Genomic DNA, 13,210 nt, shown 5'->3' with positions numbered 1-13,210 from the left:
GCAAATCCGGGGTCCAACGCGAACGAAGAGACGCACCGATCACGTGATCCCCGCAACACGCTCGGCTCGCCTCGAAACTGGAGCCACCGCCGTCCACTGGCGCATCCGCCCGGCCGCGCCGCGTTTGAGTTGAAGCGACCAGTGTGACCCATGTACCGTCGAGGCTTGCGCGACGCATCGGGTGCAGCGACGCGAGGCGAGCTCCTGCGTGAGATCGCCACGCTCCAGGACGAGCTTCGCGCCTTTCGCGACGCCCGACTCGGCTCGTTGCGGGCCGTCAATGAGCACTTCTCGGACGTCGACCTCACCGCTGACCACATCAAATTCATGCTCGACTCGAGCCCGGTCGGCGTCGGGATCTCCCGCACCTCCGACTCACTGGTGGTCTATCAAAACCAACGCTGCGCACAGATCTTCGGGGTCGAGATCGACGAGGTTCGCTACGCGCAAGACTCCTGGTTCGACCCCCAGGAGCGCGCCGACTTCGTCGACGCTTTCGCCCGCGGCGAGCCCCTCCCCGATCGCCCGGCTCGCATGCGCCGCAAGGACAACGCCTTCATCTGGGCGCTGCTGACCTTCGAGTCGATTCGGCTAGCGGGCGTCGACTGCGTGCTGTTTTGGATCTACGACGTCACCCAGCTTCGGGCCGCGCATCTCGAGCTCGAGCGGACCCGAGACGAGCTCGAGCAGCGGGTCGAGGCGCGCACCGCCGAGCTCGCCCACAGCGAGGGGCAGCTGCGCACGATCCTCGAGTCGCTGGCCGACGCCGTGCTCGTGTGCGACACCGAGGGGCGGGTCATTCACTGGAACGTCGCGGCCGAGTCGCTGTGCATGAGCCGGCCTGAGGTCGGCGCGCCGCTGGCCACGTTGATGGGATCGGCGCTTGGATCCCGGCTGAGCGAGGCTGCCCGCGAGGCCATCAGCTTGGAGACGTCCTCGCGGCTCACAGACGCGGAGGTCATCGATGCGGACGGGATCACCCACCTGCTCGACGTGGTCGTGTCCCCGACCCGTGGCGAGAGCGCCGAGCTGCGGGCGGTGTTCGTGCTCCGCGACGTCACCGAGCAGCGGCGGCTCGAGATGCAGATCCAGCACACCGCGCGCATGGAGTCTCTCGGGCAGCTCAGCGGGGGCATCGCCCACGACTTCAACAACATGCTCAACGGGATCATGGGCGCCGCCGAGCTGCTCGGCATCGACGCCACATTTCCGCCTGGCAGCCCCGCCGCGGCCCATCTCAAGCTGATCTTGGACACCGCCGGGCAAGCCGCCGAGCTCACCCGCAAGCTGCTGGCGTTCTCCCGCTCCGACCAGCAGTCGACCAGCGTCATCGATCTTCACGAGCCGATCCGCGACGCCGTCGCAATCTTGCATCACAGCGTCGACAAGCGAGTGGAGATCTCCATGCGCCTCGACGCCGAGCAGGCCACGATCCGAGGCGACAAGGTCCAGATCCAAAACGCCCTGCTCAACCTCGGGATCAACGCCAACCAGGCCATGTCGAGAGGCGGGCTGCTCGAGATCGTCACCAAGACGATCACCCTCGACGCCGCGGCCTGTGCCGCCGAGCCGTTCGCGCTCGAGCCCGGTCCGTATGTCCAAATTTTGGTTCGGGACACGGGGATCGGCATGGACGAGGCCCTGCGCGCCAAGATCTTCGAGCCGTTCTTCACGACCAAGGAATTCGGCCGAGGCACGGGCCTGGGTCTGTCGATGGTCTACGCCACCGTCGAGTCGCACGGCGGCGCGATCTCGGTGACCAGCGAGCTCGGGGCTCACACCACGTTTCGGCTGCTGTTTCCGTATCATCCGGCCGACTCGCAGCGCCCACCCGTCCAGCCGATCGACACGCTGACCCAGGCGCTGCGGGTGCTGGTCGTCGACGACGAGCGCAGCGTCCGGCGCACGCTGTCCGCCTTCTTCAAGATGAAGGGCGGCGAGGTGCTCGAAGCCAGCGACGGCCAGGCCGGCCTCGAGCTGATCGAGCGCCACATCCATGAGCTCGATCTGGTCATCCTCGACACGGTGATGCCCCGTGTCAGCGGGGCTGACTGCCTGCGCAGGCTCCGACAGCTGTCTGTGAGCCTGCCGGTCGTGATGATCTCGGGCCACCTGCGCAACGTGGCGCTGCGCGACCTCGAGGACCTGGGCATCGGTGCGTTTCTCAGCAAGCCATTCCGCTTCGCGCAGCTCAGTCAGGCCGTCCAGCAAGCGATGTCAGGCGCATCCGAGCCGTGAATTACCGCTGTGAATTGACGATAGGAAAACATCACATTCAGATCATGTGATTTGATGCAGTCATCACCCTGAACGAAAGGCCAAACCCGTAGGCCAAACCACATGGGAGCCCGTGCAGTGCGCAACATCATGCATGGGGCCGCGTCGCCGTGTTCAGGTACCATGTGCCAACCGGACCGCGCACAACCGAACCGTGCATAATCGCACCGTTCACAATCGCACCGCGCCCACCGCACCGCGTCACCCATGGGCTTCCCGCTAGCAGAGTACCAGGCGATCCGTCCGCTGCGGGAGTCCGCGCGGTCTCGTGTGTACGAGGCGGTCTCCGAGCGGGACTCGCGCGCGGTGATCGCCAAGGTCTTCGACATCGAAGACGAGGCCGACGAGGACCGGGTCCAGCACGAATTCGAGCTCATCCAGCGCCTCGAGATCGAGGGCATCGTCAAGGCTCGCGAGCTTCGACGTGTCGGCAATCAGCTCGTGCTGATCCTCGAGCGAGCCCCGGGGGTCAATCTATCGGAGTACGCAGGCGGCCGGCCGATCCCGCTCACCAACTTTTGGCCGATCGCCACGCGGATCGCAACCATCCTGGCGCAGACCCACTCGGCCCAGGTGATTCACCGCGACATCAAGCCAACCAACATCTTGATCGACCCGCACACGCGGCGGGTTCACCTCGTCGATTTTGGCATCTCGGTCCTGCTCGCGAACGAGCGCCGACATATCTATGACGCCGACGTACTCAGCGGCACGCTGCCCTATATATCGCCGGAGCAGACCGGCCGGACCAGCCGCGCCGTCGACCGACGCAGCGATCTCTACTCACTCGGCGTCACCTTTTATGAGCTGCTGACGGGGCACCTTCCGTTCGAGGGGCTGCTCCCGCTCGAGCTGATCCACGCTCACCTCGCCCGCGAGCCCGAGCCGCCCACGCGGCTGCGTCCCGAGCTGTCGGCGGGGCTGTCCGGGTTGGTCCTCAAGCTCCTCGCCAAGGCCCCAGAGCACCGCTACCAGACCGCGGCCGGCCTCGCCGCTGATCTGCGCCGCCTGCAGGCTCTCCACGAAGCCGGGCTCGACGACGCACACATCGAGCTGGGCGCCGAAGACTTCACCACCAACTTGCTGCTGCCCCAGCGACTCTACGGCCGTGAGCGCGAGCGCGCCGAGCTGTCCGAGGCGTTCGCGGTCGTGGCCGGATCCGGCGGCCGCCAGACGATCGCGCTGACCGGCCCGCTCGGGGTCGGGAAGTCGCTGCTGGTCCGCGAGCTCGAGACCACGGTCATCAGCCACGGCGGCTACATGCTCGGCGGCAAGTTCGATCCTCATCGTGATCTGCCCTACGCCGCGTTCGAGCAAGCCCTGACCGTCCTGTTCGAGCAGCTGCTGACCGAGAGCGACGCCCGGCTCGAGCGCTGGCGGCGACGGCTCACCGAGATGCTCGGCGGCCTCGCCAGCGTGCTCGCCGAGCTGTGCCCGACCGTCGAGCTCATCGTCGGGCCGCAGCCCAAGCCCGCGCGGCTCGACGCGGCCGAGGCTCGCAACCGGCTGCTCGTCACGGTCGAGCGGCTGCTCTCGATCGTGTGCAGTGATCGGCGACCGATCGCGCTGGTCCTCGAGGATCTGCACTGGGCCGACCAGGGCAGCCTCAAGCTGCTCGAGGCGCTCATTCACGGCCACGAGGGCCCTCTGTTGTTGGTGTTCTCGCTGCGGCGCGAGGATCTCGGCGAGGACCACCCGCTGTGGGCCCTGATCGCCGAGCTCGAGAACCACCCTCGCGCCCGCGAGCTCGAGCTCGGCGGGATCTCGACCCCCGCGATCGAGGCGCTGCTCACCGACGCGCTGCCCGGCGCCCGCGAGGTCGGCGTGCTCGCGCGCACGATCACCCGCAAGACCAACGGCGTGCCCTTGTTTGTTGGTCAGTTCCTCGCACAGCTCGCGCAGCGAGAGCTGCTGCGGCCGAGCGCGCAGGGCTGGGTCTGGGATCAAGACCGCGTCGACGCCGAGCCGATCCCCGATGACGCGGTGGCGATGATGGGCACCAAGCTGCAGTCGCTCAGCGCGAGCGCCCGCGAGGTGATCCGCCGCGCGGCCTGCATCGGCTCGCGCTTCGAGCTGCCGCGCCTGGCGTTGGTGTGCAGTGAGCAGCGTAGCCAGCTGACGGCGTGCTTGTTCGAGCTCGAGGCTGCGGGGCTGCTCACCCACCTCGGGGGCGAGTACCAGTTTGTTCATGACAGCATTCAGGACGCCGCGCAGCAGGGTCTGGCCGACGACGCCCGGCGCGACCTACACTGGACGATCGGACGCGAGCTGCTCGCTGGCCTCGCGGCGTCTGACGAGCGCCTGTTCGAGGTCGTCGACCACCTCACCGCTGGCGCCCCCGCCGATCCCGACCACGCCACCCGCCTCGAGCTCGCCGAGCTCGACCTGCGCGCGGGCACGCGGGGTCTCGACACCGGCGCCTACGACCTCGCCCAGAGCTACCTCAGCCGTGGCATCGAGCTCACGGTCGGCAGCCGGGCCGACGTCATCGCGCGCGGCCCACAAGCGCCCGACTACGAGCTGTCGTTTCGTCTGCACTTCAGCCTGGCCTACTCGCTCGCGCTCAATGGCCTGCGTCGAGCCGCCGACCGGGCGTTCACCGAGCTGCTCGATTGGCGCCTCGCGGACCATCACTACGGCGAGGTCGTCGCGCGACGCGTGCGTCTGCTGTGGGTCGAGACCCGTCACTTCGAGTCCGTGGAGCTCGGGCTCGAGGCGCTCGCGCGGCTGGGCTCCCCGATCCCGCGCGCGCCCACCCGCCTGCGCGCGATGGCGACGCTGTATCGGGCCTGGCGCATGGTTCGTGGGCTCGACGACGCCGCGATCCAGGCGTTGCCTCGCTGCGAAGACGAGCGCAGCGCGGCCGTGCTCGACCTCGTCGACCAGGTCAAGAACCCCGCGTTCATCGTCGACAACCGCCTGTACCTGTACCTGATCGGCCTCCACCCGCTGTTCATCCGCACCCACGGCGTCCACTCGACCATGATCCGGGCGATCGGGGACCTGTCGATCGGGGTCGGGGGTGGCCTGGGCAAGATCGCCGACGCGGTTCGCATGCAGGATCTCGCCAGCGACCTGGCCCGCGCCGAGCCCACGGCGAAGACCCTGTCGCGGGTGCTCGCGCTTGGCGGCGCCATGTCGCTGCACCGGGGGCGCGGCTTCGCCGAGATCGTCGCGCTGTTCGACGCCAGCTACCCAGCCGCGCTGGAGGCCGGGGAGTTCGACTCGGCCAGCTTCATCGGAGGCTTCGGCGGCGACATGCAGCTCGAGGTCGGCACCCACCTGCGCGTGCTCGACCGCCACTGCCGTCGGGTCGCGCGAGACGTCGGGCGCTGGTGCCCCAACCAGATGAAGGTCATGGTCTGGATGCTGCGCGGGCTGAGCCTCTCGCTGCGAGGCGCCCAGGCCGACACCGACGAGGCCGTCGACCGCGAGTCGGTCTGGGATCTCGATCCCGAGCAGATCCTCGCGCACGACGGCGCCCACTCCAACTACTACGTGGGCTTCATCGCCAAGGCCCTGCACGAGCTGGTGTTTGGTAATCACGCGGCGGCGCTCGTCAGCTGCCTTCGCTGCATCCACGACGTCGAGAAGGTCGTGTTCAACACATGGTTCGTCGCCCGCGCGTATGTCCTGACCTGTGCGGCGTACTCGATCCGACTGCTCGCTGGTGGTGCACCCTCGGCGCTGGCCAAGGCGGGCGCGCGCAAGGGCCTGCGGGGGCTGGAGCGCTGGACCAAGCACAGCCCCGCCAACTACGGCCACTATCTAGACCTCGCCCGCGGGCTTCGATACGCCGTGAGGGGCCAGCCGGCCGCCGCCGCTCGGCTCCTCGATCGGGCCTGGTCCAGCGCCCGCAAGCGTGGCTGTCGCTGGATCGAAGGCATCGCGGCGGAGCAGCTCGCGGCCCTGCTCGAGCGGCAGGGGATGACCTCGCTCGTCGACGGCGCCAGGCAGCGAGCGTGGGCGGCCTACGCCGCGTGGGGGGCAGACGCCAAGCTCGACCAGCTGCTCCGCGCTCACCCTGGAGCATTCGCGGCGTTCGGCGGTCGGCAAGAAGTCGCGCGCGCCTCCAGCCCGCGCATGCTCGAGGAGCGTCTGCATGTCGACGACGAGCGCTCGTCGGCGTCCGGCAGCACGCCGCGGCTGGACCTCGCCGCGGTCCTGCGCACGGTCGGAGCGATCAGCGAGGACCTCCGCCTCGACGAGGTCATCCGGCGAGTGCTCGACGCCGCGATGACCAGCGTCGGAGCCGATCACGGGCTGCTGGTCCTCGAGCAAGGTAGGGAGCTGACCCTCGTCGCCGAGGCCGCCGCGGTCGGATCGACCACGATCTTCCCCGATCCTCCCCTGCTCCGAGATGTCGGCGGGCGCGCGCCGAGCATGCTCATCAACTTCGTCGTTCGCAGCGGGCAGTCCGTGGTCCTCGACGACGCCCGCTCGGATCAGCGCTTCGCTGGCGATCCCTACCTCGAGCACGAGCACGTCCGCTCGGTCCTGGCGCTGCCGCTGGTCAAGGGCGAGCGGCGGCTCGGCGCGCTCGTGGTCGAGAACCGGCTCACCACCCACGGGTTCAGCCCGACCAGCATCAAGGCCCTCAAGCTGATCACGGGCCAAGCCGCCAGCACCCTCGAGAACGCGCTGCTCTACAGCGCGCTGCGCAGCAGCGAAGCTCGCTGGCGGTCGCTCGTCGATGGCGCCCCGGACCTGATCGCGCTGCTCGACGAGCGCGGCCGGATCGTGTTCCGCAACCACAGCGGACCGCTGACCGGACTCGACGAGCGCGAGGAAGATCATCTCGACCGCGCTGATCGTGATGACGCCGACGCCGGCGGCTCACTCCGGCCCGAGTCCGCCAAGACCTGGCGCGCCGCCGTCGAGGGCGTGCTCGCCGACGGCCAGCGTCGCGAGTTCGAGCTCGAGTTCATCCCCCACGCGGAGCCGATCCGCTGGTACGCCGTGCGCGTCGCCCCGATCGAGGTCCGTCGCACGCTGCTGAGCGAGACCGACACCGTGCACCGCAACGCCGTCGCCGTCGCAACCGACATCACCGCGCAGAAGCAGGCGGAGGCCGAGCGCCAGGCGTTCGACGCCCAGGTTCGAGAACATCAGCGGCTCGAGTCGGTGGGTACGCTGGCGAGCGGGGTCGCCCACGAGATCAACAACCCGATCCAGGGCATCATGAACTACGCCGATCTGATCCAGGCCAGCTCGAGCGACGCCGTCATGATCGAGTTTGCGACCGAGATCATCTACGAGTCCAACCGCGTCGCAAGCATCATTCGCAACCTCCTGGCCTTCTCGCGCCAGCACGCCGACGACGCCGTCGACTCCGTGGCGCTCGGCGAGGTCATCGACGCCACGCTCTCGCTCGTCCGCTCGCTGCTGCGCGGCGACTACATCACGGTCGAGGTCGAGATCACCCCGGACCTCCCGCTGGTCCGGTGCCGCGCCCAGCACATTCAGCAGGTCGTGATGAACCTGATCACCAACGCCCGCGACGCCCTCAACGAGCGCTACGGCGCCCACGACATTCGCAAGCGCATCGACATCCGGGTCGAGCGGGCCCAGCGGCCCGGATGGGTCCGCGTCTCGATCAGCGACACCGCGGACGGGATCCCCGAGGACGTCCTGCCGCGGATCTTCGATCCCTTCTTCACGACCAAGGATCGATCGCAGGGGACTGGCCTGGGCCTCGCCGTGTCCCACGGCATCATCAAGGACCACGGCGGCGAGCTGTTGGTCGAGACCAAGATCGGCGAGGGCACCCGGTTCCTGGTCGAGCTCCCCGCCCTGACCGACGACGCCCTGACGGACAGCTAGATAGATCAGGCCCGCAGCTGGGTGGCCAGCTCGGCCCACCGGTAGGGCGCCAGATCGACGGGTGGGTGAAGCTCACCGCAGCGCTGGCAGCTGCGCTGCGCCTCGCGCTCGTTGAACGACTCGCACCCGCTGAGATACCCCTCTTGCGGGTAGGTCTGTGCGGTGTCGAACACGTGCCGATAGAGCTCGTTGCCGCACGACTCGCAGTACCAGGCGACGCCCTCGAGCCCGGGCTCGCTGGCCTTGTAGCGCATGATCACCGACTCGGTCACCGCCGCCAGCCGCGTGGGCGCCCCTGCGGGCACGTACACATGGTCGCCGGGCTCGAGCATGAAGTGCTTGACCCCCGTGTCCTTGAACTCGACCTTGCTCGTGCCCGAGAACACCGCGAGCAGCGTGTCCTTCTCGCAGATCAAGTAGAAGGGCTGCTCGCGGTCGTTGCGACTGAGACAGACCTGGGTCTGGATGGCGTCCGGCAGCATCGGGCGCTCGTCGTAGGGCCCGAGCTTGGGCGCCTCCTTGAACACGAAGAAGGTCTTCTTGCGCGGGAGCGGCATGGCTCAGTCAGCCTTTCCCGCCCCGCTGAGCTTCCCCATCTTCCTGAGCATCTGCTCGAGCTCCGCGGCCGACTGGCTGAACTGGATCTCGTGGATCTCGTCGTAGGGCAGGCCCAGTTCCTCGAACTGCTCAATCAGCTTGTCCTGGGTGTCCGCCTCGTAGATGGTGAAGATGAAGCCCGCCCCGAGGTTGACGTAGGCTTGCACGAAGCGAGCATGCTGGGCAGCGTGGACGCTGGGTGCGTTCTCGGCCCATTGCTCCTTCAGCAGACCAGGCGCGCGATGAACTGTCATGTACTGTGGCATGCTAGACGTCTCCGAGGGGCTCGATAGGAGTATCGGCGCCCCCGGGCCCGCGCGTCAATCACGGGCCCCGATCAGCGAGTAGCGCGACGAATCCAGCCGAGCGGGCGCTATCGCCCCGGCTGCCCCACAACCGGCCATCGGGCCGCCGCTGGTGTGGCTGCGGACCGAACTCTGCGGAGCCAACGTGAGGTGCGAGCGTCTACACTTGGCTCGGCTCGCCGGAGTAGCTACGGAGAACCTGTGACGTCCTCAGTCAACAACAGCCAGGCAGAGTGCGGGATCTTGGTCAAGCTATCGATAGACATCATCAATGACATGACAGCGATGCGAGACAACAGCATTTCATACTACTCGAGCTCGACCTGACCGGCGTAGCTGCCCCCGACCCCGGTGACGCCGTCGAGGGTGATCGTGCCGCCGACCCCCTCGAGTTCGCCCGTGCCCGAGGCACCGTCGATGGTCAGATCCCCGAGCGCGTTGCCCTGCACGTCGATCTCCCCCTCGAAGGTAAACGCGAAGCCACCCTCGCCACCGAGCACCTCACCAGCCCAGACCCCCTCACTGGCGAAGTACTCCGGCGCCGGCTGGTCACACGGCCCGTAGTGCTCGATGTAGAACTCGCAGTCGGTGAAGCTGCCGTCGAGATCCCCGGTGAAGCTGAAGGTCGCCGGTAGATACAGCACGCACAGGTCCGGGGTCTCCTGGCTCGCCCAGCTCGGCGGGCCCATGCTGACGACACCAAACGACCCGTCGACCGCGAGCTGATGCTTGTGATGTCCGTGCCCGTGACCATGACCGTGACCATGACCGTGACCATGCCCCTTGCCGTGGTGCCCATGCCCATGCCCATGCCCATGCCCTTTTCCGCTCCCCTTGGCCTGCACGTCGGGGGTGGCTGCGACTACGCACACCAGGCCCGCGATCGCCAGACCAGAGACAGTGAGCACGACTTTCGACGAAGAAGCTCGGAGGTTCACAGGCGGGAACCTATCACCCAATACCTATTCGGCATACGACTCTTTTCGGTCACGACCGATTGAAAATACGCTCACTGTGTCGGACATGTGGGTAGTTGAATTGCCGAGAGTGAATCGCAAGAACGTGCGCACTCAGACCCACGCGCTGGCATCGCGCCACTAGACGGACCTATAGTCATAGGTCCCTCAACGAACCCCAGGCGCCTCGCGCTGGGCCTGCGCGACATACTCGACGTACCCGCCACCGTAGGTGCGTGGCCCGTCCGCGGTCAGCTCGAGCACACGATTGGACAGCTGCGCCAGGAAGCTTCGGTCGTGCGAGACGAACACCATCGTGCCCTCGAAGCCCGTGAGCGCCCGAACCAGCATCTGCTTGGTGTCGAGATCGAGGTGGTTGGTGGGCTCGTCGAGGACCAAAAAATTGGGCGGGACGTAGAGCATCTTGGCCAGCACGACCCGCGCCTTCTCCCCGCCCGAGAGCACCCGGCAGGGCTTCTCCACGTCGTCGCCAGAGAAGCCAAACGCCCCCAACAAGGTGCGCAGCGACCCCTGCGAGGCCTGGGGGTGCTCGGCCTGCAAGGCCTCGAGCACCGTCTGCGCGGGGTCGAGCAGCTCCATTGCGTGCTGTGCGTAATAGCCGAGCTTGACGCTGGCGCCGATCGTCACGCTGCCCGCGTCCGGCTCCGTGCGCGCCGCGATCAACTTGAGCAGGGTCGACTTGCCCGCGCCGTTGATGCCCATGATCGCCCAGCGCTCGAGCCGGCGGACCGCAAAGGTGAACCCCGCGTAGATCGGCGCGGCGCTGCCGTAGCGCTTGTGTACATCGGCGAAGCTGACCACGTCGTTGCCCGAGCGCGGCGGCTTCGAGAACTCGAAGTCGATGATCTTGCGCGATCGCGGCGGATCCAGCTTCTCGATCTTGTCGAGCTTCTTGACCCGTGACTGGACCTGCGCAGCGTGGCTGGCCCGCGCCGCGAACCGAGCGATGAACGCCCGCTCCTTGGCCAGCGCGGCCTGCTGCCGGGCGTACTGCGCCTCGTGCTGGGCGGCCGCGAGATCCCGCTGTTGCTCGTAGAAGTCGAAGTTGCCCGCGTAGGTCGTGAGCTCGCCGGCGTCGATCTCCACGATCTTGGTGACCAGGCGATTGAGCAGCTCGCGGTCGTGCGAGGTCATGACCAGGGCCCCAGCGAAGCCGCGCAAGAAGCCCTCGAGCCACAGGATCGACTCGATGTCGAGGTGGTTGGTGGGCTCGTCGAGCAGCAGGATATCGGGGCGCATCAACAAGATCCGCGCGAGCGCCACCCGCATCTTCCACCCGCCCGAGAGCTTGGCGACGTCGTCCTCGATCCGCTCGGGCGCGAACCCGAGGCCGGCCAGGATCTCGTGCGCGCGCGGCTCGAGCTCGTAGCCGCCGAGCGCGTCGTAGCGGGGCTGAACTTCACCGTAGCGGGCGACCAGAGCGTCGAGCTCCGACTGGCGGTCGGGGTCGGCCATGGCCTGCTCGAGCTCGCGCAGCTCGGCCGCCAGGACCGAGACCTCGCCCGCGCCGGCCATGGTCTCGGCCAGCACCGATCGGCCGCCCATCTCACCGACGTCTTGGTCGAAGTAGCCGATCGTCAGGTTCTTCTCGACCGATACCGCGCCGTCGTCAGGCTGGTCTTCACCCACGATCAGGCGAAAGATGGTGGACTTGCCCGCGCCGTTTGGTCCGACCAGCCCGACCTTCTCACCGCGGAACACGCTCATCGACGCGTCGACATACAGGAGCTGCGAGCCATAGCGCTTGGAGATGTTGTCGAGGCTGATCACGCGGGTGGAACCTAACCGAAGCGGCGCGCTCGCCAAAACCATCGCCGGCAAAGTTTTCGTGCTGGCGCGCAGCCGTCGTGTTCCTAAGCTGAGTACATGCGACCTCTCCAGGTTCCGTTGGTCTCCGATGTGATGACGCAAAAGGTGTTTGCGGTCGGGCCAGACACCAGCCTCGAGACGGCTGCCCGATTATTCGCTCAAAAGCGCGTCAGCGGGGCGCCAGTCGTGAATGCAAGCGGCGAGGTCGTTGGAGTCGTGAGCGCCTCTGACCTCATCGATCCAGATCGCGATCGCGGCGCCGGAGTCGGCAACGCCCACTACTACTCGCTCGAGAACGGCCACGCCCTCGAGTTTGGCGACCCCACGGTCGGCCGCGACGGCACCGTGCGCGAGGTCATGACCCCCAGCGTGCTGCGCATCGGACCCGATCAGAGCATTGTGGAGGCCGGTCGGGTGATGGTGTCCAAGGCGGTCCATCGGCTGCTGGTGACCGACGACAAGCACGTGCTCGTCGGTATCGTGTCGGTCATGGACCTGGTCCGCGGCTTCGTCGAGACCGAACCACAATGAGTGCACCGGGGGGCCGCGGCCGGCTCAGCCGCTCGGTCGCAGCAGCGCGGCATTGCGGCGCACCACCAGCCGATCCATCAGCGGGATCCCATGCGCCACCCCCGGCAATACCTCGAGCCGAGATCGGCGGATCTTTGCCGCGAGAATCTCACTATTGCGGGCTGGCACCAGGCGATCTTCGTCACCCGTCACGATCTGCGCAGGCGCGCTGATCTGCCGCAGGCGACTCCCCGTCGAGTGCGTGCCGATCGCTCCCATCTGACACAGAAAGGTCCGCCGCGTCGGTGCCTGTTCGCGCATCAGCTGAAACCACCCGGACAGCAGCTCGCGCGCGTTGGGCAGCTCGGCGTCGGGCAGGATCAAGCGGGCGAACGACTCGATCTCCCCGCGGCGCAGCAGCGACGAACCAAATAGATCCCCCAAGGTCCGCAGCCCGGGCAGCTTGCCGTGCGGCAGGCCCGGCGTGGTCGCCATCAAGACCAAGCCGCTGACCCGCTCGGGGTGCCGCAGCGCGACATGCTGGGCGATCATGCCGCCCATCGAGATGCCCGCGAGCACGGCCGTGCGAACCCCGGTGGCGTCGAGCACCGCCGCGATGTCGTCAGCCATGTCACCCATCGTCCACGGGCGCTTGGGCATGTCGCTCTGACCGACGCCGCGGTTGTCGGGCACCAACACGTGCCACGGGAGCTCGGCGTCCGCTGCCAGCTCCGTCGGCATCTGCAGCCAGAATCGACCGTCGAGCACCAGGCCCTGGATCAGCACGATCGTCGGGTTTGCGCGCGATCCATACTCTTTGAAGTGAACGCGGTGTTCCCCGGATCCCGTAGCGAAGGGCACCGAGCCCTTGTAGAAAAGGCCTGCGGTGATTGCAACCGTCCGCTCCCGCGC

General features: G+C 67.5%; 8 protein-coding genes. 3 read left to right on the top strand and 5 right to left on the bottom strand.

Features of this window, described 5'->3' with window-relative positions; translation table 11 throughout:
* Positions 1-165: 165 nt before the first annotated feature.
* Both ENSA7_RS05980 and ENSA7_RS05975 read left to right on the top strand, forming a co-directional pair.
* Positions 166-2,238, top strand: a complete 2,073-nt coding sequence (locus tag ENSA7_RS05980; protein WP_181233258.1) for a PAS domain-containing hybrid sensor histidine kinase/response regulator — start codon at positions 166-168, stop codon at positions 2,236-2,238.
* A gap of 246 nt (positions 2,239-2,484) precedes the next feature.
* Positions 2,485-8,100, top strand: a complete 5,616-nt coding sequence (locus ENSA7_RS05975) for a protein kinase domain-containing protein (protein WP_106088225.1) — start codon at positions 2,485-2,487, stop codon at positions 8,098-8,100.
* 5 nt (positions 8,101-8,105) lie between these two features.
* Here the strand turns inward: ENSA7_RS05975 and ENSA7_RS05970 are convergent, their stop codons facing one another.
* From ENSA7_RS05970 to ENSA7_RS05955, 4 genes are all read right to left on the bottom strand, one after another.
* Positions 8,106-8,657: a cupin domain-containing protein gene (locus ENSA7_RS05970; protein WP_106088224.1), complete on the bottom strand. Its 552-nt coding sequence runs from the start codon at positions 8,655-8,657 to the stop codon at positions 8,106-8,108.
* Between the two features lie 3 nt (positions 8,658-8,660).
* A complete protein-coding gene (locus ENSA7_RS05965; protein WP_181233256.1) occupies positions 8,661-8,951 on the bottom strand; it encodes a nickel-binding protein in 291 nt (96 codons plus the stop codon).
* A 359-nt stretch (positions 8,952-9,310) separates the two neighbouring features.
* Positions 9,311-9,910 (bottom strand): DUF3224 domain-containing protein, encoded by a 600-nt coding sequence (locus ENSA7_RS05960; RefSeq protein ID WP_106088222.1) that lies wholly within the window; start codon positions 9,908-9,910, stop codon positions 9,311-9,313.
* Between the two features lie 216 nt (positions 9,911-10,126).
* The gene (locus ENSA7_RS05955; RefSeq protein WP_106088221.1) at positions 10,127-11,749 is read right to left on the bottom strand and encodes an ABC-F family ATP-binding cassette domain-containing protein; all 1,623 of its coding nucleotides are present in this window, start codon (positions 11,747-11,749) and stop codon (positions 10,127-10,129) included.
* Positions 11,750-11,845: 96 nt separating this feature from the next.
* Between ENSA7_RS05955 and ENSA7_RS05950 the strand changes: the two genes are divergently transcribed.
* On the top strand, positions 11,846-12,319 hold the full coding sequence (locus ENSA7_RS05950) for a CBS domain-containing protein (RefSeq protein ID WP_106088220.1): 474 nt from the start codon (positions 11,846-11,848) through the stop codon (positions 12,317-12,319).
* A 24-nt stretch (positions 12,320-12,343) separates the two neighbouring features.
* Here ENSA7_RS05950 and ENSA7_RS05945 read toward each other — a convergent pair whose 3' ends face one another.
* Positions 12,344-13,159: an alpha/beta fold hydrolase gene (locus ENSA7_RS05945; protein ID WP_181233254.1), complete on the bottom strand. Its 816-nt coding sequence runs from the start codon at positions 13,157-13,159 to the stop codon at positions 12,344-12,346.
* Between the last annotated feature and the right edge of the window lie 51 nt (positions 13,160-13,210).

The organism is Enhygromyxa salina, from assembly GCF_002994635.1.
GTDB lineage: Bacteria > Myxococcota_A > Polyangia > Nannocystales > Nannocystaceae > Plesiocystis > Plesiocystis salina_B.
Note: the sequence above shows the minus strand (reverse complement) of the source record. Positions and strands in the feature narration are given on the sequence as shown.